Origin of the sequence: Mediterraneibacter hominis, from assembly GCF_014287475.1 — a bacterium.
GTDB lineage: Bacteria > Bacillota > Clostridia > Lachnospirales > Lachnospiraceae > Mediterraneibacter > Mediterraneibacter hominis.
Window position 1 is genome coordinate 126,786 of record NZ_JACOPF010000002.1, and the last position, 22,388, is coordinate 149,173.

At 39.1% G+C, this 22,388-nt stretch carries 21 protein-coding genes; 13 read left to right on the forward strand and 8 right to left on the reverse strand.

Annotation, left to right across the window (positions count from 1 at the left end; all coding sequences use genetic code 11):
* Positions 1-35: 35 nt before the first annotated feature.
* The 5 genes from H8S37_RS10060 to H8S37_RS10080 form a co-directional block, all read right to left on the reverse strand.
* Positions 36-1,274, reverse strand: a complete 1,239-nt coding sequence (locus H8S37_RS10060) for a tyrosine-type recombinase/integrase (RefSeq protein WP_186875934.1) — start codon at positions 1,272-1,274, stop codon at positions 36-38.
* A 116-nt stretch (positions 1,275-1,390) separates the two neighbouring features.
* Positions 1,391-2,485, reverse strand: coding sequence for a replication initiation factor domain-containing protein (locus tag H8S37_RS10065; RefSeq protein WP_334298557.1), 1,095 nt, complete (start codon positions 2,483-2,485; stop codon positions 1,391-1,393).
* Between the two features lie 108 nt (positions 2,486-2,593).
* Complete coding sequence (locus H8S37_RS10070; protein WP_186875936.1) at positions 2,594-2,926, reverse strand: hypothetical protein; 333 nt, start codon at positions 2,924-2,926, stop codon at positions 2,594-2,596.
* 500 nt (positions 2,927-3,426) lie between these two features.
* Positions 3,427-4,299, reverse strand: a complete 873-nt coding sequence (locus tag H8S37_RS10075; RefSeq protein ID WP_186875937.1) for a helix-turn-helix domain-containing protein — start codon at positions 4,297-4,299, stop codon at positions 3,427-3,429.
* A gap of 161 nt (positions 4,300-4,460) precedes the next feature.
* Entirely contained in the window at positions 4,461-4,691 is a 231-nt protein-coding gene (locus H8S37_RS10080) for a helix-turn-helix domain-containing protein (RefSeq protein WP_186875938.1), read from the reverse strand.
* A gap of 82 nt (positions 4,692-4,773) precedes the next feature.
* On the opposite strand from H8S37_RS10080, the gene H8S37_RS10085 reads away from it, so the two are divergent.
* Entirely contained in the window at positions 4,774-5,094 is a 321-nt protein-coding gene (locus tag H8S37_RS10085; RefSeq protein WP_186875939.1) for a hypothetical protein, read from the forward strand.
* A 14-nt stretch (positions 5,095-5,108) separates the two neighbouring features.
* Here H8S37_RS10085 and H8S37_RS17645 read toward each other — a convergent pair whose 3' ends face one another.
* Positions 5,109-5,405 carry a helix-turn-helix domain-containing protein gene (locus H8S37_RS17645; RefSeq protein ID WP_334298554.1) on the reverse strand — a complete coding sequence of 99 codons (297 nt, stop codon included), beginning with the start codon at positions 5,403-5,405 and terminating at the stop codon, positions 5,109-5,111.
* A 953-nt stretch (positions 5,406-6,358) separates the two neighbouring features.
* Here H8S37_RS17645 and H8S37_RS10095 point away from each other — a divergent pair.
* The 7 genes from H8S37_RS10095 to H8S37_RS10125 all read left to right on the forward strand — a co-directional run bounded on the left by H8S37_RS10095 (position 6,359) and on the right by H8S37_RS10125 (position 13,457).
* On the forward strand, positions 6,359-6,544 hold the full coding sequence (locus H8S37_RS10095; protein WP_186876494.1) for a hypothetical protein: 186 nt from the start codon (positions 6,359-6,361) through the stop codon (positions 6,542-6,544).
* Positions 6,541-7,032 carry a nitroreductase family protein gene (locus H8S37_RS10100; protein WP_186875941.1) on the forward strand — a complete coding sequence of 164 codons (492 nt, stop codon included), beginning with the start codon at positions 6,541-6,543 and terminating at the stop codon, positions 7,030-7,032. Before H8S37_RS10095 ends, H8S37_RS10100 begins: the two co-directional genes overlap by 4 nt.
* Before the next feature lie 53 nt (positions 7,033-7,085).
* The gene (locus tag H8S37_RS10105; RefSeq protein ID WP_186875942.1) at positions 7,086-8,018 is read left to right on the forward strand and encodes an alpha/beta hydrolase; all 933 of its coding nucleotides are present in this window, start codon (positions 7,086-7,088) and stop codon (positions 8,016-8,018) included.
* A gap of 3 nt (positions 8,019-8,021) precedes the next feature.
* On the forward strand, positions 8,022-9,278 hold the full coding sequence (locus H8S37_RS10110; RefSeq protein ID WP_186875943.1) for a phthiocerol/phthiodiolone dimycocerosyl transferase family protein: 1,257 nt from the start codon (positions 8,022-8,024) through the stop codon (positions 9,276-9,278).
* A 101-nt stretch (positions 9,279-9,379) separates the two neighbouring features.
* Positions 9,380-9,853, forward strand: coding sequence for a complex I 24 kDa subunit family protein (locus H8S37_RS10115; protein WP_186875944.1), 474 nt, complete (start codon positions 9,380-9,382; stop codon positions 9,851-9,853).
* Positions 9,854-9,857: 4 nt separating this feature from the next.
* The gene (nuoF, locus tag H8S37_RS10120; RefSeq protein ID WP_186875945.1) at positions 9,858-11,762 is read left to right on the forward strand and encodes an NADH-quinone oxidoreductase subunit NuoF; all 1,905 of its coding nucleotides are present in this window, start codon (positions 9,858-9,860) and stop codon (positions 11,760-11,762) included.
* Positions 11,763-11,774: 12 nt separating this feature from the next.
* Positions 11,775-13,457, forward strand: a complete 1,683-nt coding sequence (locus H8S37_RS10125; RefSeq protein ID WP_186875946.1) for a [FeFe] hydrogenase, group A — start codon at positions 11,775-11,777, stop codon at positions 13,455-13,457.
* Between the two features lie 71 nt (positions 13,458-13,528).
* On the opposite strand, the gene H8S37_RS10130 is transcribed toward H8S37_RS10125, so the two are convergent.
* Positions 13,529-15,145, reverse strand: a complete 1,617-nt coding sequence (locus H8S37_RS10130; RefSeq protein WP_186875947.1) for a response regulator transcription factor — start codon at positions 15,143-15,145, stop codon at positions 13,529-13,531.
* Positions 15,117-16,910 carry a cache domain-containing sensor histidine kinase gene (locus H8S37_RS10135; protein WP_186875948.1) on the reverse strand — a complete coding sequence of 598 codons (1,794 nt, stop codon included), beginning with the start codon at positions 16,908-16,910 and terminating at the stop codon, positions 15,117-15,119. The genes H8S37_RS10130 and H8S37_RS10135 overlap by 29 nt, the downstream gene beginning before the upstream one ends.
* Positions 16,911-17,098: 188 nt before the next feature.
* Between H8S37_RS10135 and H8S37_RS10140 the strand changes: the two genes are divergently transcribed.
* The 5 genes from H8S37_RS10140 to H8S37_RS10160 are packed head-to-tail and all read left to right on the forward strand — an operon-like array spanning position 17,099 to position 22,324.
* The gene (locus H8S37_RS10140) at positions 17,099-18,430 is read left to right on the forward strand and encodes an ABC transporter substrate-binding protein (protein WP_186875949.1); all 1,332 of its coding nucleotides are present in this window, start codon (positions 17,099-17,101) and stop codon (positions 18,428-18,430) included.
* A gap of 12 nt (positions 18,431-18,442) precedes the next feature.
* Positions 18,443-19,357, forward strand: a complete 915-nt coding sequence (locus H8S37_RS10145; protein ID WP_186875950.1) for a carbohydrate ABC transporter permease — start codon at positions 18,443-18,445, stop codon at positions 19,355-19,357.
* Entirely contained in the window at positions 19,354-20,193 is an 840-nt protein-coding gene (locus H8S37_RS10150) for a carbohydrate ABC transporter permease (protein WP_186875951.1), read from the forward strand. Before H8S37_RS10145 ends, H8S37_RS10150 begins: the two co-directional genes overlap by 4 nt.
* 37 nt (positions 20,194-20,230) lie before the next feature.
* Positions 20,231-20,815, forward strand: coding sequence for an AAA family ATPase (locus H8S37_RS10155; RefSeq protein ID WP_186875952.1), 585 nt, complete (start codon positions 20,231-20,233; stop codon positions 20,813-20,815).
* Positions 20,816-20,830: 15 nt separating this feature from the next.
* The gene (locus H8S37_RS10160; RefSeq protein ID WP_186875953.1) at positions 20,831-22,324 is read left to right on the forward strand and encodes a sulfatase; all 1,494 of its coding nucleotides are present in this window, start codon (positions 20,831-20,833) and stop codon (positions 22,322-22,324) included.
* Positions 22,325-22,388: the final 64 nt, after the last annotated feature.

The following is a 22,388-nucleotide window of genomic DNA, read 5'->3' on the forward strand; positions in this document are numbered from 1 at the left end:
ATTGTACAAAGCTGTACAGTCCGCAAATACGCTGTTTATGTTAATATTTGGGACATTTGGGAAGTGTCACGCTCAACAACGCGCTGTCCTATATAATGTTCGGTCATAGTGAGTGTAGAGTGTCCCAAAAGCGGTTGTATGTCGATTGCTTTCATTCCTGCATTGTAAAGCATGGATGCGCTTGTAAAACGTATTTTATGGCTTGACAGATAAGGGATGCCTGTAGCGGTACAATACTTCTTTAAACGGCGGTTAAATGTTTCTGTAGTAAGAGGTCTGCCGTTGAACATAAAGAGATACTCGCCGTCAGGGTTTAATGACTTCATCTTTTCCAGTACCTGTATTCCTTCGTGAGGGAGCATTTCGGTGCGGATACTATATACAGGATTTCCCTTTGGGTTTTTCAATACACGTTTGGGCTTACCTAATGTCATATCATTCTGTAAAGTGCGTTCTTCTACAAGCTGGTGCTGAATTGTTATCATGCCTGAATCTGTTTTATCCCATGTGAGTGCTTTAATCTCCCCAATCCTGAATACGCCGTAAAAGGCTAACATGATTGCAAGAATATATGCGTCAGGCTCAAGTGTTTTTAAATAAGCCAGTAATGCTTCACGCTCCGCTATAGTATAGGCTTTCTTTTCTGCGGTGGGTAATCTGAATCTTAAATGATTGCAGGAAAGTGAGAGTACAGGATTGAAGTCTATTAATTCATTTAACACAGCATAGCTGAAAATACCATTTAATACAGCTTTGCGGTTATTAAAATCTTTACGGGTAATTCTTCCATTACCAGTCCACTCGTCAAACAGCTTCATAACATGTTTTGGTTTTATATCTATGACCTGCATGTTGGAAAGTTCAGAGTGTTCGATAAAGCGAGTCCATATCCCTATATCTTCTTCAATGGTTTTCCCTGACACAATTTTAGTGTCTGCGCGATATTTCAGCCAGTCTTTATAAACTGCTTTGAATGTATTGCAAAAATAGAAATCATACAGCTTATTGATTAAACTTTCTTCGTCTGGGGCAATAAACTGAGGATTGTATGACTTCACACGTCCATCAGCACAGGTATAAAATTCTTTTTTGCGCTTGTTTTTAAAATAGATTTCTTTTACTAATCTCTCCTTTTGTTTTTTAGTCATTTCTATGTAATGCGCCATTTCTGCTGTAGAAAGTTTAGCATTTGTAATATACAATTGCAAGTACATAATAGAAGTATGCAATTGCTTTTGGTCGTTTGTTAATTCCGGTATAATATATGTGGACATAGAACATACTGGCTTATCTTCGCTGATAAGATATAGTCCTCCCCCTTTCGTTTAATAGTAGTTGATAAAAATTTTCTGTATTTGTTCTATGGTTTTAAATTAAGTGTTGGAAATAGTTAATGATTAAATGGAGTTTTATTCAGATTTGATTTTTTAAATGATTGATGTATTTTAAATGTCTCTAGCGCTAATAACTGTTTGGTGTTTAATTTTGTATTTTCTATTTCATCTAATATGCCATGTTCCGGCGTTGTCATTTCGTCCCATATTATCTGCATTTTTATACTGGGGGCAACATTTTTAATCAGCCATGCCCGATTTCTTTCTAAATATTCATCAATTGGATTTGGATTCATGCTTAATTTTATCTTCTGGATATTATTTATAAATTCTTCCCATGCCGGATAGGTAGGGAAAAGTCTTTTTCGTGACTGGCTTTTATCGGCAGGAAGTTCAAGAAAACGTACTTTGTCTTTTAAAATCCCACAGGCTACAACTGCAATATTATTGTGCGAACAAAGTTCATCAATGACTTTCCTCGCGGAGTCATTGCGGAAACGAATTTCGTACCTGTTCCAGTCAATGGGTGATTCTATGTTATATTTTTTAGCCTGTTCATATCCTTTTTCATAAAAGACGATACGAATTTCACTACTGCTACTGCCAAGATATAGCGTGTCTCCGCAAGAAAGTGTTTCATCTTCTGTATGTGTCTGACTAGAATATGAAGTAGTTACTTTAAATTTACTTGAAATAAGATTCTCTTTACAAAGTTTTATTAAATCTCTGACCTTTAAATATGTTTTACGATCGTCGATTGCTAAGTCGATTCGAGGGAAATTTATGTCATATGTTTTTACCCTCTGGAAAAAGTCAATCCAAGTTTCGTTATTTGCTTTTAGAAAATATTCATAATCCCTGCACCCACTTCCTGACATCAGAAGCTGATAACCGTCGTATGAATTTTTACCTGTTGGAACAGCTACTTTAATATTGCCAAAACCAGCTATTACCCTATGTCCTGAAAAACCTTTCATTGGAATATCGCCAAGCATTAGGTCAAGAGGGATTTTGAGTATAGATTCAATGACTGTTTCCAAAGAGTGCGTTCCCTTTAATGTAATCTGACACCAATCTATACAACTGGATAGATAATCAGTGTCTATATTTTGCCGTTGAACCCCCCTGTTAGTAGAGGGGGGTTCTTCAATACAATGATTGAGCATATGATATTTTCCTTTCTTTCTTCCCTTTTTCTTGTTTGCTTCTTGCTCTTTGCACTATTGTGCCGAGCAAAGCAAACAAGAAAAAGGAAGTATTTATGAAGCTTTATTTGGGATAGCCCGAATATTATCACACTCAAAATACTCCTTTAATTCTCCGCGCTCGCCCACCTTAATGGCATAAGGTCTATAGACAAGTCCATCAAGCTCAACGAAAGAATAAGGCGGAATCTTTGGAAGCTCCATTGATTTTACGCGAATATCAATACTATTACCAAGTCTTGCACTTCCTAAATGAACAGTGAGGGCGGTTATCTGTTCTGTTCTCCTTTTCAACTTATCATCATAATAATAGGTGAAATCAGCGCCTAAATAGCGAAGTTCTCCAAGTGCGTCGGTTACAAGTTCTTTTCTTAAACAAATTTCCATGTTGTAAACCTCTTTCTCCCCGATATGCCGATAGGTCAGCAGTGAAAATCGAACAGTTATCGAACCATGGTCTATAAATATATTACTTTATCACAAACAATATGTCAATAGAAAAATCGAACTAATATCGTACATGACGAAGTTGGGGCATAATAATCAGATTATATGAAAAAAATGATAAAAAATAGAAAATAATATAAAATAATATAAAAAAATAACACTCTATATATAAATTATAAAATTATAATTAGAAAATGAGTGGTTGCGAAGGTGATATTTTTATTTAATATGGACTAAAGGCGGAGAAAAATGAGAAGGACAATTTAATGAATATTATGAGTCCCTAAAAAATGAGTTAGTAGAAGCAGAGCAATTTACGCTTCAATAAAAATGTAAAGTCAGCCAATAAGAGTATAGTATTCAAGATACAGTTCTACTGGCTGACTTTATTAAGTTTATGGGTGGTGAAATTTTTCTGTTCATGGAAATTTTATAAACTATTATATGTTATTGTAAGTTCTCTGGTATAATATTTCCTTTATCAGTTCTTTTCTGAAAGGCTCAAATATTTTATAATCTGATTTATGTACCGAATTTTCTATAAAACATTGTTCATCTACAGAAAATTCTAAATAGGTAATGTTTTCCTTTGGAGTATATCTTGTTACTGTGCCATTATGGTCAGAAAGATATTCGATAGTATATGAAATAATAGAAATTGCTGTATTCTTAAAACCTAGTTCATAAATATTTTTTAAAAATATTATTAGTTTTTCGGGATTTTTTAAATTACCAATTATAGTATTTGTATAGTTTATAGTAGTATCAAGCATAAAATTTGGAATAATATGAAGCAAATTTTTCTGTATATCAGCATATAAAAAGAATAGAATTTCTTGTTCACTTCCTGAAAAATAAGCTGTATATATAGGATACTCACTATGCATTAAATATATTGGCTGATAAATTAATGGACGAAGCCCAAGTTTATCTGGTAAGACTCCTAAATCTCTATATTCAAAATATATTTTTGTATCTTCTCCATATGTTATATTTTTTTTCTTTAACCTATCTATAAAGTAATACAAGAATGGAGTTTTCAACTCAATTCCCAATATAGATTTCAGTGTAGAAACGACATACTCTTCAAAAGAGCCATATAATAGTTCATCTATAGTACAATTTCCTATTTCCGCTATTTTCAATAGTCGTGCTTTATTTGGAAGATTGAAACCATTCTCCCATCCACTAACACTACTTTTTGAAGAACCGTCAATTAATGTTCCAAATTCTTGAGAGGTATAGCCATTATTTATCCTAATATTTCTGATTCTTTTTCCAATCGCCTTTTTGTCTATCTTGTTTTTATCCATTTTATATACATCACCTCTTTCGTATTATAACAAATAATTTAAAAAGATGTAATAGTTATATAAAAATAGCATTTAATCAAGAGGACTTGCAAGGCTGTGACCTTTCAAGTCCTCTTAAAATAGTATTGTTATAATCAGCGTTCGTTCGGTAAAGGACTGCCCTACGGCGTATCGGCTTTGTCTTGTTCCTTGACCTCACTGGTATATTCCAGAATATCTTCTACCTTACAGTCTAAAATGGAACATAACATATTAATCGTATGAGTAGAGATGTTTTGGTTTGAACGCATACGAGATAATTGTCCGGTAGAGATACCACACTCTTTTATTAACTGATATTGGCTGATATTTTTCATTTGTAAGGTTTTCCAAAAAGGAGTATATGATATCATGCTTATAGCCTCCTACTTGCATGATACCCATATATTGTCTATAATAATATTAGCCATAAATGGACAATATGGAGGTGCTGTTATGAAATATAAAAAAATGAGTGAAAAAATGTCAGAAACGGAAATTGAAATAGCATTGGGGATAGTTTTACCAGAAGCGGAGTTGATGTCTATTAAAAGAGATACAAACACAAATTTTATTAAAGCGACTTTTATATTGCCTGGAAATTCTCTTTATTCGCATATTGAATTTTTGCCAAATGAAGTCCAGATTTTTTATAAAGACAATCCGATAAATGGACATGTAATAGGCGGAGATGAGGGGTATAATTATTTAAAATTTATGATTGCAAGGGGATATAGTGATTATTGGAAAAACAATCCATATGTTCTGTCTGAATAATAAAAAGTCTGTATTTACAGACTTTCGGTTTTAACATATATTAAAATATCTTCTACTTTACAATCTAAAATAGAACAAAGCATATCTATAGTATGTGTTGAAATATTTTGATTCGCTCTCATTCTGGATAACTGTCCGGCAGAGACGTTATAATTTTTAATTAGTTGATATTGTGTAATATTTTTGGCTTTCAAGGTATGCCAGAAAGGGCTATAAGATATCATGTCAGCACTCCTTATAGATACATAATATCTTGTAGATGGAAAGAAGCATATTAGCCATAAATGGGTATCTTGAAAGCTGTGCAACATACTGGATTGTAAGGTTAAGGATATTATGACATACTGTCCAAATGACAATATATTTTAAGTAATGGGAAATTTAAAAAGAACAGTGTTTGACAAGATAAGTTTGTTTTGCTAAAATAAGAATAGAAAAAGGCACTACCGATAAGCGGTTAGTCCCAAATTTTTTTGTTACAAAAAGTAACTGCAATCCTTTGGGCGAGGGGCGGTTACTTTTTTGTATGATTTATATATGCGACTAATATTGTTACAATGATACTAAGTATCATTAATACAATAGAGAGCATTTCAAAATCACTCATAAGTTTGCCCTCCTTTCCGCAGATTTCTCTTTGCAGAGATTTCTATGTAATCAGAGGGTTCAGTCCCTCTGTTGAAGGACTAACCGCCTACCGTTTTTCTGATAGTGCCTAATTTATTCTAGCAAAAATAACATTTTCTGACAAGGAAAAATGCAGGTTTTGAAAACTATATAAAAGAAAATGAAAAAGTTGTACAAATCTTGTACAGTAATAGCAGAAGTGGCGCAACCCTCCTTCCTATATGGCTTTTTTGGTAGGTGCAGTGGTTCAAATCCGGTCTGCGCCTCTTGTCAGATACCCTGAAATACTTGAATTTCAAGTGTTTTAGGGTATTTTTCTTACATTACGGGTGGATAATAATCCTTTGAGAGATACGCGCATATAATTGTAATAGAGTGCCAGAAACGCCATTTTATGATTTGAACCTAATAATAGAAAAAGAATATGTAAAGGACTGGAGTGAAGCGAAGTTTATGGCAAAAAATGATATTGTACTGTCGCTTTCTTGAATAAAGCCGCAGCAGAGACGTTCCATGAAATCCATCGGTAGGGCGAAATTAGGATTATAGTCTATACTTATCTGGTAAATGATTTGGTTACTTCAATGAAAGCTTGAATTCAAGGGAATTAAATAAAGAAAGAGCTTAGTGGGAAGTTATGCGACGCTATCAAGGGCGTATTCCTGCTATATCTGGAGGCTCTGATTATCACGGAGATAGGAAAAAAGGTGTAAAAAATCCAAGAGAAATAGGAGAATATGGACTGACAGAAAGTGAATTCTGTCAGAATCCGGTTTTATGTTCACTTTTATCAGAAATAAAAATGGAGGTATGTAAGCGGTGAAAGAAATTTTTCATAGAATCAGCGTAAGAAAGTACCAAAAACAGGTAGTAGAGCCAGAGAAAATTGAACAGCTATTAAGGGCAGCAATGGCGGCGCCGTCTGCGAAAAACCAGCAACCATGGGAATTTTATGTAGTGACGGATAAGGAGAAAATGGTGCAATTATCGAAGGTAAGCCCGTATGCAGGATGTGCGGCAGAAGCCCCAGCAGTGATAGTATCTGTTTACCGGAGAGATACAAAACTTCCGGATTATGCACAGATTGATATGAGTATTGCCCAGGAAAATATGTGGCTGGAGGCAGATGCCTTGGGTTTAGGGGGCGTATGGCTTGGAGTTGCGCCTCGCAAGGAACGGATGAAAAAGGTGGAAGAAATACTAGAGATACCTGAAAGTTTAAGTGCGTTTTCAATGTTTGTGTTTGGATATCCTGCGGAAGAACGTCCGCAGCAGGATAGATTTGACAGAAGCAGGATTCATTATGTCTGATGGATCCTGCTTATTTTATATCCTATAAATGTATAGGAACGTAAGGAGAAAAAATGAATAAATTAACAAAAAGAATACTGCAAATTTTATCTTATGAAAGTACAGAATGGAGCGTAGAAACTGCAAGAAAAATTACGGAGTTAAAAAAATTAGATCCCATTCGGGTGCTCGCCAAAAAGTTGGATCGAGAAATCTATAATGGAGATTATAAAATTCCAGTAAGGCTCTACTTTGCTTCTAAGGACATGGAAAAAAGTGGAGAAGAGTATGAGGGAAAAGTACTCTTGTTTTTACATGGAGGAGGCTGGGTGAATGAAAGTATAGAAACTTATGAACGGATCTGTATGCAGATGGCATATTCTACGCAACAGTTAGTGATTTCCGTGGGATACAGGCGGGCACCAGAGTTTCGGTTTCCAATTCCGCTGCAAGACTGCTATACTGCGGCAGAAGCATTATTTTGCGGAAAACTTTTGAAAAATATAAAGCCAGAAGATATTACTGTAATTGGAGACAGCGCTGGAGGAAATCTAACAGCGGCGCTTACATTAATGGCAAAAGAGAAAGGAGATTTTATGCCCGAACGTCAGATACTCATTTATCCGGCAGTTTGGAATGACTATACAGATACTTCTCCATTTCTATCTGTAAAAGAAAATGGAAAAGAATATCTTTTGACAGCGGAAAAGATGGAAACTTATTTGAATTTATATCAAAAGGAATCAAAAGATCGGAAAAATCCGTATTTTGCGCCGTTACTTGCAAAAGACGTAAGAGGACTACCAAAAACATTGATTCTGACAGCGGAATTTGATCCTCTGCGGGACGAAGGAGAGCGATACGGACAAGAACTAAAAGAAGCAGGAAATCAGGTGGAGATAAAACGCATACCAGATGCCATCCATGGGTATTTTGCATTGGGAATTAAAAATATATATGTAAAGGAAAGCCTGCATTTGATTTGCACTTTTTTAAAGGAGGAATAAAAAATGAAGGAGAGAAGGAGAAAATTGGATAATGCTGCACTGGCATTTCCGGCGGCTACAGATAAAAATGACAGCCGTGTATTTCAGATTTCTTGCGTGCTGACCGAGGAAATAGAAGAGGATGCGTTAAGAAAAGCGGCAGATGCGGCAGTACGTCACTATCCTATGTTTCAGTGCGTGCTGAAAAGAGGAAACTTCTGGTTTTATTTTGAAAAAACAGAGATGCCTCCGGTTATACGCAAGATGGATGATACCCCGTGCCAGGCGCTTTATATAAAAGAGGAAGAAACACTGCTGTATCAGATTATATATGGTAAATGTGAGATTCATCTTGAAATTTTCCATGCTTTGACAGATGGGACAGGTGCTATTGCCTTTCTCTGTGCGATAGTGCGGGAATATTTAGAAATTGTGCATTATCTATCAGAGGAGAGATACATATATCCTTCTGTAGAGCAACAGGAGGAGGACAGCTTTTCAAAATATTATTCTTCTGAAAAACAGGAAAAACAGACAAAAAAGAGTGAACATGCTGTTCAAATTACAGGGGATAAAATGCGGGGTGGGAAAATGAGAGTTCACGAATATATGGTGTCATCTAAACAGCTTTTAAGCAAAGCGAGAGAGTATAGAGTTTCGATTACAGCATATTTGACGGCTGCCTTTTTACAGTCAATTTCGATGTCTTTGCATACAAAGCAGAAAAGAAGACCGGTTGTGTTGATGATACCTGTTAATTTAAGAAAATTTTATCCATCGGAATCAATGGCGAACTTTTTTGGATGGATGGAAATAGAGTATCGGTTCCGAGAAGGCGCTTCCTTTACGGATGTACTGCGCCATGTAAAACGCCGTTTTGCACAAGACTTACGGAAAGAGCAGGTTGCGGCCCGGATGAATCGATATGTAAAATTAGAAAAGAATATATTACTTCGGATCATTCCACTGAAAATAAAAGATATTTTTCTGAAATGGGGAACAAAGCTTGGCAGTAAAAATGTAACAGGAGTATTCTCCAACATGGGAATAATAGAGATGCAGGAAAGCTATAAGCCATATATCAGAAGATTTGGGGCTATGGCAAGTACAGACAGGATACAAATGTGTTCCTGCTCTTATGAGGATGCGTTTTATTTTAGCATTACTTCTAAATATACAGAGGAGAAAATAGAGAATCTTTTTTTACAATTCTTGCAGAAGGAAAGACTGGAAGTCAAAGAAATCAGAAACAGTAGTGAGAGTAGTAAGAATGTACTATAAAAAATACATGAAAATTATTGAATATTATATAGTTTTACCATATAATTATTTTTAATTGATAATTTTTTAACTATAACGTATAAAATTAAGGAGGGATTCCAATGTTAGACCAGACATATTATGAAAAAACGGATGAGATTATTGCAGAACATGGAGCCGAACAGGCATCTCTCATTCCTATTATTCAGGATATTCAGGCAGAATACCGCTATCTGCCGCCGGAACTTTTGGACTATGTAGCAGGAAAGCTTGGGATTAATGAAGCGAAAGCATACAGTGTAGCAACGTTTTACGAAAATTTTTCCTTTGAACCTAAAGGGAAATACATTATTAAAGTCTGTGACGGGACGGCATGTCATGTGCGTAAATCTATCCCTATATTAGAACGGCTCTATAGTGAACTGGGACTATCCAGCGAGAAAGTCACGACAGACGATATGATGTTTACCTTAGAGACTGTATCCTGCCTTGGAGCCTGCGGATTGGCGCCGGTATTGACGGTCAATGATAAGGTATATCCGGCTATGACTCCGGACGCAGCGGCAGAGTTGATTCATGAATTGAGAGGAGCTTGAGCTTATGGAAAGGATTGAAAACAGAGAGATGCTTGAACAGGTCTGTCAGACCTCAAAAGCGCAGATAGAAAACAGCAGATGCAGAATATTGATTTGCGCCGGTACAGGATGTCTGGCAGGTGGTTCTGGTAAAATTTTCGAGAGAATGTGCGAGCTGGTGAAGGACAATCCAGATGTAGAAGTGCATTTTGGAGCGGAGATAGCTCATGGAAAGGAAGATATACATAAAGATGGCGAAATCGGCGTGAAAAAAAGCGGTTGTCATGGCTTTTGTGAGATGGGGCCGCTGATGCGGATCGAACCTCACGGAATCCTCTACACAAAGGTACAGTTGGAGGACTGTGATGAAATTTTTCACAGAACGATCGAAAAAGGAGAGCCTATCCGCCATCTTCTTTTTAAACAGGACGGAATCGAATATAAACGTCAGGAAGATATTCCGTTTTATAAGAAACAGACTAGAAATGTTTTAAAAAACTGCGGACATATCGATGCGGAGCACATTCAGGAATATATTTCTACAGGTGGTTATAAGGCATTGGAAAAGGCGTTGTTTGAAATGACGCCGGAGGAAGTGATAAAAGAAATTTCCGATTCTAATCTCCGTGGACGTGGGGGCGGCGGCTTCCCAACTGGATATAAATGGTCTCAGGTGGCAAGACAGAAGGAAAAGACACGTTATGTTGTCTGTAACGGGGACGAGGGAGACCCGGGAGCTTTCATGGACAGAAGTATCATGGAAGGCGATCCGCATAAGATGATAGAGGGAATGATGATTGGAGCCTATGCGGTGGGAGCAAAAGAAGGATATATTTATGTGCGCGCGGAATATCCGCTTGCCATCAACCGTTTGAAACTTGCCATCTCCCAGGCAGAGGAATGTGGTCTTTTAGGAGAGCATATCCTGGGAACGGATTTTAGCTTCCACTTACATATCAACCGCGGAGCAGGCGCATTTGTCTGTGGCGAAGGAAGTGCATTGACGGCCTCCATTGAAGGAAACAGAGGTATGCCGCGTGTAAAGCCGCCGCGTACAGTAGAGCAGGGCTTGTTTGGTAAGCCAACCGTTTTGAATAATGTGGAGACCTTTGCGAATGTGCCGATGATTATATTGGAGGGGGCTGACTGGTTTAAGAGCATTGGGCCGGAGAATAGCCCGGGTACAAAGGCATTTGCCCTGACAGGAAGTGTAAAGCATACGGGACTGATTGAAGTGCCGATGGGAACGACACTGCGCGAAGTTATCTATGACATTGGCGGTGGAATCAAAGGGGACGGCGAATTCAAGGCGGTGCAGATAGGCGGCCCGTCCGGCGGCTGTCTGATTACTCCGCATTTAGATGTAAACCTGGACTTTGACTCTCTGAAAAAAATGGGTGCCATGATCGGGTCAGGAGGTCTTGTCGTTATGGATAACCATACCTGTATGGTAGAGGTGGCAAGATTCTTTATGAATTTTACCCAGAATGAAAGCTGTGGAAAATGCGTGCCATGTAGAGAAGGAACCAAGCGCATGTTGGAGATTCTGGAGAGAATCGTAGCAGGAAATGGCAAAGTAGAGGATTTGGATCTTCTGGAAGAGCTCGCGACGACGATAACAGAGACAGCGCTGTGCGGGCTCGGAAAGAGTGCAGCGCTTCCCGTTATGAGTACGCTTAAGCTGTTCCGGGAGGAATATATGGAACACGTGGTAGACAAAAAGTGTGTATCTCATACTTGTACGGCGCTTCGCAGGTTTATTATCAGTCCGGAACGGTGCAAAGGATGCTCTAAGTGTGCAAGGAATTGTCCGGTAGGTGCTATCAGCGGCAGAATCAAGGAACCATATGTAATCGACAATGAAAAATGCATCAAGTGCGGCGCATGTGAGAGTGCATGTGCATTTGGCGCAATACATATTGAAGGATAGGAGGACACAGGCATGAGTTATATGACAATTAATAATAGAAGAGTAGAATTTACGAATGAAAAAAACGTTCTCTCCATTATCCGTAAATCGGGGATTGACCTTCCAACTTTCTGCTATCATTCAGAGCTGTCTACATACGGCGCTTGTCGTATGTGTGTGGTAGAAGACGACAGAGGAAAGATATTTGCTTCCTGTTCTGAGATTCCAAGAGATGGAATGGTAATATATACGAACACGCCGCGTCTACAGCATCACAGAAAGATGATTATAGAACTTCTGCTGGCTTCCCACTGTCGGGACTGTACGACTTGTGCAAAAAATGGGATCTGTACGTTGCAGAAACTGTCCAGGCAGCTTGGCATTATGGATGTGCGGTTTGAGAATAATAAAAAACAGCTTCCCAAGGATACCTCTTCCGAATGTGTGATTCGAGATCCAAATAAATGTATTCTGTGCGGTGACTGTGTGAGAACCTGTGATGAAATTCAGGGACTTGGCATTTTAGATTTTGCATTCCGCGGCTCTAAGATGCAGGTGACACCAGCCTTTAATAAAAATCTTTCTGAGACGGACTGCGTAGGCTGTGGTCAGTGTCGCGCGGTCTGTCCGACAGGAGCAATCAGCATCAAACAGGATGTAGAGCCGGTATGGAAAATTCTTGCGGATAAAAATATACGGGTTGTGGCACAAATTGCGCCGGCGGTGCGTGTTGCGGTCGGAGACAAATTCGGCATTAAAAAAGGAGAAAATGCACTGGGACGTCTGGTTGCAGCTTTGAGAAGAATCGGGTTTGATGAAGTGTATGACACGAATTTTGGCGCGGACTTAACGGTTATGGAGGAGTCAAAAGAGCTGGTAGAACGTTTGGAATCAGGAGAAAATCTTCCACTATTTACGTCCTGCTGTCCGGCATGGGTAAAATTCTGTGAGAGAAAATATCCGGAATTCAAAGAGCATATTTCCACATGCCGTTCCCCGCAGGAGATGTTCGGCGCTCTGATAAAAGAAGACGCGAAGATGAAAGCAGATAAAGAACCCAGAAAGACAATGGTGGTTTCTATTATGCCTTGTACGGCAAAGAAAGCAGAAATCACCAGGCCGGAGCATTTTACTGACGGGGTACAGAATGTAGATTATGTACTGACGACAACAGAAATAACAAGGATGATTCAGGCTGCCGGAATCGATCTGGCACAGGTGAAGCCAGAAGCAATGGATATGCCCTTTGGACTAGCATCAGGAGCAGGCGCGATTTTTGGAGTAACCGGCGGTGTAACAGAGGCTGTGTTAAGGAGGCTGGTGAACAGTAATCGAGCAGAGGATCTAGAAGCCATCAGCTTTACGGGAGTTCGCGGTGCAGAGGGAATAAAAGAGGCGACTGTACAACTGGGGGACAGAGAAGTTCATATTGCGGTTGTAAATGGACTTCACTGTGCGTCTGAGGTCTTGGATAAAATAAAAGCAGGTGAAGTACACTATGATTTTGTGGAGGTTATGGCATGTAAGAGAGGATGTATCGCCGGAGGCGGACAGCCTGTGCCGATTGGACCGAGGACGAAAAAAGCGCGTATGGAAGGAATGTATAAGATTGACAGTACCGCGCAGATTAAGCTGTCTAACGAAAATCCGATTGTAACGACCGTATATGAAGGAATCTTAAAAGGAAAAGAACATAAACTGCTGCATAATAAATAATAATATAAAAGCATAATCACAGAACCGTATTATTCTAAAAGAGGAATAATACGGTTCTGTTAGTTATAGAATTACTTTTTATAAGAAGAAGGCGGAATACCAAAATATTTTTTAAATACTTTAGAAAAATAAAAGAGATCGTTATATCCTACACGCTGTGCGATTTCTGTTAAAGTAAGACTGGTTTCAGTTAGAAGCTCTTTTGCTTTTGTAAGGCGTATTTGGTTTAAGTATTGACTGATGGAAAGCCCGCGTACTTTTTTAAAAATACTGCTCAAATAAGAGGGGCTGATGAGTAGATTCTGTGCAATGAGTGTCAGGCTTAAGTCATTTCTGGCATAATAAGATTCAATAAAGCGTGCTGCTTCTGAAACAAGCTCTTGCTTTGTGCTTCCCCCTACGTCTACTTCGCGGTTGTGTAACATGGAGATAAACAGATTACACAAACGGGGAGTCAAATAGCTAAAATCGTATCCGGCAAATAAAAGCTCTTTTAATTGCCCGGGATGTGTAAACTCCCGTACAGACGCTAGATTTTGATGTGCGTCAGAGCCTTTTTGCAGGAAACTTGCGCTCAGTAAAGAGAGCCCCTGCTCCAGAAAGGTGAAGGAAGAGGGAGCATCTTCTAGGTGTGAAAAATAGAGTTCCAGGCACCTTAAGAGTTCTGTTTCATTTCCGGAAGAAAAGCATACTTCTATTTTAGGGAGCAGACTAGAAAGTACAGAGATATTTGGAGTAGGAACACTTTCGGAAGAATATACTGTATAATCTGTTTTTCTAATGTTACTTAATACATAAGCATAGAGAGCATAGTTGTAATACGTATGCATATTTTGAATAGACAGACGGAAAGAGGGACTGATACCAATGCTGATATAAAGCTTAAAAAGCTCTTTTATTTTCGTTGCAATATTCTCTATGCGGTTAGAAAAAAACTCGGTTTTATCAGACAGGTCATCTGAAATCTTACACAGCAATACGATATGCCCATACACATCAGAGGTATGGACAGAAGTGAAATCTGGCTGTAAGAGCTCGCACAAGATGTTACAGGCAGAATCGCGAAAAAGCTGTAGATGCTCTTGGGAGAGTGTACGAATATTCTGATACTGAAAATCAAAGATCAAAATACGATACCAGGTTTCAAGTGAAAGCTGATATTCTTTTAAACCATTGTATAATGACTCTATATCAGAGGTCATAATAGGATGGCTTGAAAAGAGCTTCTGAAAAAAGAGCTCTTTTCTGATAGACGCTAATAGATAATCAGCACGGTGCTTTTCTGACTTTATATGGGAAGCGAGAGCTTCTTCATCTAGTGTTTGTCTTATGCGAGAAAGTGCTTCCAGCAGTTTTTCTTCGTCGATAGGCTTTAGCAGATACTGCGTAACGCCGTATTCAATCGCTTTTTGTGCATAATCAAAGGTACCATACCCAGATAAAATAATAATTTTAGTAGAGATATCCTTTTCGCGCATTTCACGTATCAGGCTTAGTCCATCCTTCTGAGGCATAGAGATATCGACGATCGCTAAATGAACAGAATTCTTTGTGAGAAAAGTAAATGCTTCATTCGCATTGGAAGCTTCTCCAACAATCTGAAAACCTGCATCTTCCCAATGGATACAGGTTTTTAAACGCTGTCGGATATAGTATTCGTCATCTACGATCAGTACATGATAGGTCATAAGACAGATTCTCCTTTTTCAAAATTTCCTCTCCTTGATGTTTTAGAATGAGGCGGATAGAAGTACCTTTTCCGAGAGCAGACTCTAATTCTATCGTAACATTATCTGCTCCCAGGAAGAGTAGGAGCCTTTGATACGTACTTACGATACCGAAACCGGAAGCCGACTCTTGTCCAAAATTTTGGTGAGAGAGTGAATTTCTTAGTATACTCAGACGTTGTTCCTCTATTCCGGCACCATTGTCGGAGATAGAAATGATACAGCTGTCTTTTTCGTATGTAACACAGACAGTGATGTGACCATTTTCTCCGGTGGGGATAATTCCGTGAATCAGAGCATTTTCTACGAAAGGCTGTAAAGTAAGCTTGGGGATTTTATATTGGGCGGCTTCTGGCTCCAGAGTAATGCTATAGGTATAAATTTCACAATACCGCTGCTGTAAAATGTCCAGGTAACAGCGAGTGATTTCAAGCTCCTGGCTGATTGGAATGATTGGAATCCCCTTACTTAGCACCTTACTGTAAAATAAGGATACATTCTGGATTGTTTTAATTGCTTTCTGCTTTTCGTCCACAGCGATCATACCACAGATGGTTTCCAATGTATTATATAAAAAATGCGGACTCATCTGAAGTTGGATATAAGAAAATTCAAACTGCCGTTTCAGAGAGCTTTCTTTTTCTATTGTATCTAGTAGCTGAAGTGTATTTTCTGCCATACTGTTTACACGGGAGGCGAGGCAGCCAATTTCATTTTCAGGACTGGTATCTGCGCGAACCGTATAATCTCCTTGAGCTATTCTCTCGACGGCATCTGTAAGATGAAGGAGAGGGCGTATAATGAAGTTCGTGATAGAGTGTAGGAGTATAAAACCAAGCAGGAGAGCTAAAAAACCTATAAAAAAGATCGTCATAACCAAAGTACGGGATTCTTTTAAAATGGCTTCTAATGGGAGAGTACTTACTAGTGTCCAGTCAAGTATCTCATTTTTATGAGTAGTATAGAGATACGTATCGGAGGCATTGAGGAAGCTCCCTTTAGAAAAAGGCGGATACATTTGCTGTAGTTCTTTTAGATCTCGATGAAGCAGAGACTTGTCTTCTGCGGAAATGATAGTTTGGTTACTGTCAAGTATATAAAAATTATAATGATCCGCGATTACCGTATCATAAATAGACTGGATAGACTCCTCTGTCAGATTCAGCTCCATAATTCCAATGAGCTCGCCTCGGAACGAATATATTTTTCGCAGGAAGGAACAGACCCATTGAGGGGAAGATAAGCTTTGTGGATCATCGAAATAATGAAACCCATACCATTTGGAGCTGGCATCTTCTGCTTTAAATTCTTCAATATAATCCACGCTTTTTTGCTGTACAGAAGATATATTAGAACGTGCATCGCTGAACATATAAGAACCGTTGACATCATAAAATGCAATCGAATCTACAGAGGACTGTACAATAATAAAATCGTGAAGGAAAGAAAGAATACCGCTGGTATACAGGAATTGCTGATAGGGATCTTCCGAATAGGCATTGTCCTGCACCTGCGTAAGATACAGGGATTCAGATTCTAGTTTTGCGGTAAAGAGGTTAAGTTTTTCGTCTAGGAGGGTGAGTTCTCTGTCGGCAGAAACAACAGATTTGTTCAATAAGGCATTTGAACTGATAAAGCCGACAGCGATGGAGATGCAGGTGATTAAGATAAAAATAATGACTGCGTACATAACGGTCAGTTTTGTTTTAATGGAATGGAATTTCATAGTTTCCTCCAAGTAGGTTTACTTATATACTGTAAGAAATTATAACATATATAAAATAAGTGGAGAACAAAAAGAGTAAATAAAAGTACAAACGACTGAAAAATATTCCATGTATTTTCAAGGATGGGTATGATATATTGTTGCCAATACGAAAGGTGCACCATTTACAGTGATAGGAGGAAAATACAATGAAATGGAAAAGAATATGCAGTGTAGCGCTGGCTACAGCTCTCACATTCTCACTTGCAGCCTGCGGCAGTTCAGGCTCATCAGACAAAGCAGAGTCGAAAGCAGACGACGGAAGTGTTAAGATTACATACCTGTCCAGATACACAAATCCGGAGGACGCTAGGGCAAAATTTTTCATGGACAAACTAGAGGAATTTAAAGAACTGCATCCTGAGATTGAAATAGAGGATATTTCGGTTACAGATGCAGAAGCTTACATGTCGAAAATGAAATCTCTGATCGCAGCAGGTTCCGTTCCAGATGTGTTTGCATGCTCTTACGAGATGCCTCGATATGACTTGGCAAAAAATGAAACGATTGCAAATATAGAACCCATACTGGAAGCTTCAGACTGGACCGGGCCTACAGATAGAAAGTATTTCGTGGGATATGAATTTGAGGAAGAAGGACTCGATGGGGTATACGGAGTGCCAAATAACCTGGCAACGATTCAGATGTTTATCAACACAAAGGTCTTTGAAGATCTAGGACTGGAAATACCGCAGACATGGGAGGACTTGGAAGAAGTGTCAGATACGCTGATTGAAAACGGAATAACTCCGGTAGGCTTGTCAGCCAAGAATAAGCCGAAATGTGTCCAGTTTTTTACCATGTTAGGAGTAAAGATGTATGGTATGGAATTTCAGAAAAAATTCGCAGACGGGACAATAGACTGGAAGGATGAAGAAGTAAAAGGGGTACTGGATCAGTATAAAGAATGGGTAGATAAAGGGATATTTGGAGAGAATGCGATTTCATATGCCTTTGAAAATGTAATGGCAGATTTTGAACAGGGGAAGGTAGCCACAATGTTCGAGATGAGTTATCAGTTTGCTAAGATTTCGTCCATGTCAAATAGTGCGGATATTACGTGTGTAAATGTATTCCCATTTGAGGATAAAATGGAATATAAAGGAATCTGGTTTACAGATTATTATGACGGAATGTGCATTGGTGCGAAAGAAGGAACTCCAGAATATGATGCGGCTGTGGAGCTGTTTAAGTTTATGCTTTCACAAGAGACATTCAATCAGTATGCCCAGGTGATGGGAGGAGGCGCATACCCGCTGGAAGTAGAGTTTGATGACAGCAGTGCCAGTAATGTTATGAAGGACTTTATGGAGGCTTATAAAGATTGTACGGATATCACAGCCATGTTGACGGCATATTGTGATGATACTGTGATTGCAGATGTGACGGGATCGGAACTACAGACATTGTTTGTTGGAAGGAACACTGATGAGATCGCAGATACACTGAATCAGGAATATGAAAAGGTCTTGAAGGACTAAATGGAGGCTAAAATGAAACTTCGAAAGAGGAAAAAGAACAGTGTGGAAGCGATTTTGCTCTCCATGCCGGCGTTGATTGTCTATTCCTGCGTGATTATTTATCCTATTTTAAGTATGTTTGTCACCTCGTTCTATGAATGGAACGGGGTGCCGGACTCGCCGAAAATTTTTGTGAAATTCGCGAATTACCAGAGTTTTTTTACAGATTATGCGGCGGAATACGCTATGAAAAATATAGGTATCCTTATGGCAGCAGGATTACTCTGCACGATACCGATCGCGTTTTTCCTTGCTACGGTTATCAATAAAACGTTCAGAGGAAAGAGAATATTCCGTGTGTTTTATTTTATGCCGGTGCTTGTAAACCGGGTAGCGATAGGGCTTATGTTTACATTTATCTTTTTCCCGGAGATCGGCCCGGTTCCAGTGCTTTTAGAACAATTACATATTGCGGAGAATGTAAATCTTTTAGGAAATGTAAACACAGCTATGTTTACGGTGGCATTTGTACATGTATGGTGTGACGTTGGATTTCAGATGATCATCTTATCATCCGGTATGGCATCTCTGCCAGATGATGTTTTTGAGGCAGCGATGCTAGATGGCGTTACTCCGTGGCAGAAGCTAAGATATATTACCCTGCCTATGATGAAAGGAACGTTAAAAATATGTGTAATCCTTGTATTAACAGGTTCTTTTAAGGTGTTTGATTTAGTTATGGCGTTGACTGCGGGAGGACCGGGTAATGCAACACAACTTCCAAGTACATTGCTTTATACAGCGGCATTTTCACAGAGTAAATTTGGTTATGCCAACGCGATAGCAGTGATGACGGTACTATTTTGTATGTGTATAACTGTTGTTGTAAATTTCATATTTAAGGAAAAAGACGAGAAAAGAGTGAAGAGAAGAGGTGGAAATTCGTGAAGAAACAGAAAAAAAGATGGACGCCGGGACGTATTCTCTATGGCGCTTGCGCGCTCATCTGGTTTTTGACGGCGGCGTTTCCACTTTATTTTACCTTTATTTCCGCATTGAAAGAGGACAGTGAAATTTTTGCTAATTATTTTGTTCCCTCTTTGTCACCGAAGCTTGAAAATTTTGTAACGGCAAATGAGATGTCTGGGATTGTGAGATCCATCTTTAACTCTCTGGCAGTATCTGTCAGTGCGGTAGCGCTGATGCTCCTTTTAATCATTCCACTGGCATATGTTGTGGCGAGAAGGAAAATCAGACTTACAAATACGGTTACAGTCTACTATATGGCGGCTTTGATGGTGCCGATCCAATGTGCGATTGTGCCTATTGTACAGGGAGTAAACACAATTCACGGACAGAATAATCTTTTCGTTTTAGTTGTTATTTATGCAGCGATTAATATGCCTATGACATTTTTTATTATGACAGGAGCGATATCGGAGATAAGCAAAGAATTAGATGAATCTGCGGCAATGGATGGATGTGGGCTTTTGCAGACAATTTTTAGAATCATCGTACCCATTGCAAAGCCAAGTATAGCAACGTGTTCGATCATTGCTTTTTTAGCAGTATATAATGAGCTGGCACTGGCAAATGTGCTGATATCGGATAAAAAGTATCACACGATTTCTGTAGCGCTGCTAAATTTTAAAGGGGATTTCGGAACTTATTATTCCGTTATTTTTGCCGCAGTGCTGATGTGTATTATACCAACGGTGATATTCTATCTGCTGGCACAGGAAAAGGTCGAGAAGGGAATTAGTACCGGCGCTTTAAAGGGATAAAAAATAAAATCTAGAATAAAAAGGAGGATAATTTATTATGCCGAAAACAAATGCGGTTAATCCGTGGGAAAATGCAAAAACAGTGAATGGACTTGTCGCTGATGAAGTGATATCCATGCTTCAAAAAGCGATCAGGAGAGGATTGGAAGAAGATGCGGTAGATGCTGCATATGAGCTGTATCTAACGAGTAGTGAATTAGAACATGTTATGTGGAGACGCCTGATTATGATTGCAATGGAAGATATTGGATTTGGAGATATTCGTTCGGCTGCGATTGTATATGCATATTATCAGGCAAAGGATCTTTATGACAGGGACAATGGAGACAGGCAGCTTCCATTCATACAGATGATCCGTTATCTCTGCCGGTGCCCGAAGGAGAGATCCAGCAGTTATTATCAAAATCTTGAGGCAATGAAATTCGACAGAGGATATAAGATCGATATTCCGGATTATGCTTTAGACAAGCATACAAAACGGGGAAAAGAAATGGGCAGGGATACAATGTTCTTCTACACAGACGGCGACCGGGTACATCCAGAATATGAAGATGAAGAAAACTTACATACAAAAGCACTGAAAAAAAGAGCGATGGAAGAAACAGAACAGAATGGAAATTAGTGGAGGAACGGCAATATGAAAGCGATTATGGTCATGTTTGATTCTTTAAACAGAGGAATGTTGCCGCCATATGGATACCAAGATATACAGGCACCAAATTTTGAGAGGCTGGCTCGCAGGACAGTGGTATTCGATAACTGCTATGCAGGAAGTATGCCCTGTATGCCAGCGCGAAGAGAACTTCATACAGGCAGGTATAACTTTCTGCACAGGAGCTGGGGCCCTCTGGAACCATATGATGACTCTATGCCGCGGATACTAAAAGAGAATGGAATTTATACACATATTACTACAGACCATTGGCATTATTGGGAAGAAGGCGGCTGTAATTATCTGAACCAGTATAATTCTTATGAATTTGTACGGGGACAGGAGGGAGATCCGTTCAAAGGACTGATACAGTTTGAAGAACCTGCTCACCTGGATGGACGCAAGGATTTCTGCGGCAGACAGGAATTTATCAATCGACACTATATGCAGGAAGAAGAACAACAGTCTATCACACAAAACTTCTCAAATGGTCTGCAATTTATCCGGGAAAACCATGAGGCAGATAACTGGTATTTACAGTTGGAAAATTATGATCCGCATGAGCCATTTTTTACGCCTGAAAAATATAAAGAGCCATATCGCGATGGGTATGAAGGAATTATGTTTGACTGGCCAGGTTACCACGAAGTGGTAGAAACGCCGGAGCAGGTCGCGCATTGTATCAATGAGTATAAAGCACTTGTCACTATGTGTGATACATATCTGGGGAAAGTTCTGGATATGATGGACGAATACGATATGTGGAAAGATACCATGTTGATCGTCAATACTGATCATGGATTTATGCTGGGACAGCATAATTGGTGGGGAAAAATGATGATGCCATATTTTAATGAGCTGGTCAATATCCCGCTATTTATCTGGGATCCGCGGGCAAAAGAAGCAGGGGTACGGCGACAGGCATTGGTGCAGACGATAGATCTGGCACCTACGCTGCTAGAGTTTTTTGGACAGGATATACCGAAAGATATGCAGGGAAAGCCATTGGATAAAACTATAAAAACAGATAGGCCAATTCGCGAATATGCGCTGTTTGGACAGCATGGTGTACATGTGAATATCACAGATGGAAGATATGTATATATCCGTTGTCCACTTCCTGAACGTGAGCAGGAATTATATAATTATATAATAGAGCCAACTAGTTATCCTGGTGCAATTACGACGGAAGAAATAAAAACTGCCAAGCTTCACGAGGGATTTTCATTTACGAAAGGGTGCCCGCTGCTTAAAATTAAGGGAGGATATGGAATCCGCACGTTGAATTTCCCACCAAAAGTTTTAATGGAATTTGGAACATTGCTTTATGATCTGCAAGAAGATCCAGATCAGGAACATCCAATTCAAGACGCACAGATAGAAGAAAGGATGATATGTGCTATGGTAAAACTTATGAAGGAAAATGATGCACCTGAAGAACAATATAAAAGATTGGGACTGGAGGCATATGTAGTCTAGGCTTGTAGAATAGAACATTTGGATAGATAGGCAGATTCATAAAAAACGAACTCTTTGGAGTTCG

Coding starts and splice junctions, on each gene's coding strand:
- nuoF (WP_186875945.1), top strand. CDS start 9,858: ATGGAAAGGATTGAAAACAGAGAGATGCTTGAACAGGTCTGTCAGACC.
- H8S37_RS10160 (WP_186875953.1), top strand. CDS start 20,831: ATGAAAGCGATTATGGTCATGTTTGATTCTTTAAACAGAGGAATGTTG.
- H8S37_RS10085 (WP_186875939.1), top strand. CDS start 4,774: ATGAAATATAAAAAAATGAGTGAAAAAATGTCAGAAACGGAAATTGAA.
- H8S37_RS10060 (WP_186875934.1), bottom strand. CDS start 1,274: ATGTCCACATATATTATACCGGAATTAACAAACGACCAAAAGCAATTG.
- H8S37_RS10140 (WP_186875949.1), top strand. CDS start 17,099: ATGAAATGGAAAAGAATATGCAGTGTAGCGCTGGCTACAGCTCTCACA.
- H8S37_RS10070 (WP_186875936.1), bottom strand. CDS start 2,926: ATGGAAATTTGTTTAAGAAAAGAACTTGTAACCGACGCACTTGGAGAA.
- H8S37_RS10110 (WP_186875943.1), top strand. CDS start 8,022: ATGAAGGAGAGAAGGAGAAAATTGGATAATGCTGCACTGGCATTTCCG.
- H8S37_RS10115 (WP_186875944.1), top strand. CDS start 9,380: ATGTTAGACCAGACATATTATGAAAAAACGGATGAGATTATTGCAGAA.
- H8S37_RS10145 (WP_186875950.1), top strand. CDS start 18,443: ATGAAACTTCGAAAGAGGAAAAAGAACAGTGTGGAAGCGATTTTGCTC.
- H8S37_RS10075 (WP_186875937.1), bottom strand. CDS start 4,299: ATGGATAAAAACAAGATAGACAAAAAGGCGATTGGAAAAAGAATCAGA.
- H8S37_RS17645 (WP_334298554.1), bottom strand. CDS start 5,405: ATGTTGCACAGCTTTCAAGATACCCATTTATGGCTAATATGCTTCTTT.
- H8S37_RS10135 (WP_186875948.1), bottom strand. CDS start 16,910: ATGAAATTCCATTCCATTAAAACAAAACTGACCGTTATGTACGCAGTC.
- H8S37_RS10155 (WP_186875952.1), top strand. CDS start 20,231: ATGCCGAAAACAAATGCGGTTAATCCGTGGGAAAATGCAAAAACAGTG.
- H8S37_RS10095 (WP_186876494.1), top strand. CDS start 6,359: ATGCGACGCTATCAAGGGCGTATTCCTGCTATATCTGGAGGCTCTGAT.
- H8S37_RS10080 (WP_186875938.1), bottom strand. CDS start 4,691: ATGATATCATATACTCCTTTTTGGAAAACCTTACAAATGAAAAATATC.
- H8S37_RS10130 (WP_186875947.1), bottom strand. CDS start 15,145: ATGACCTATCATGTACTGATCGTAGATGACGAATACTATATCCGACAG.
- H8S37_RS10125 (WP_186875946.1), top strand. CDS start 11,775: ATGAGTTATATGACAATTAATAATAGAAGAGTAGAATTTACGAATGAA.
- H8S37_RS10105 (WP_186875942.1), top strand. CDS start 7,086: ATGAATAAATTAACAAAAAGAATACTGCAAATTTTATCTTATGAAAGT.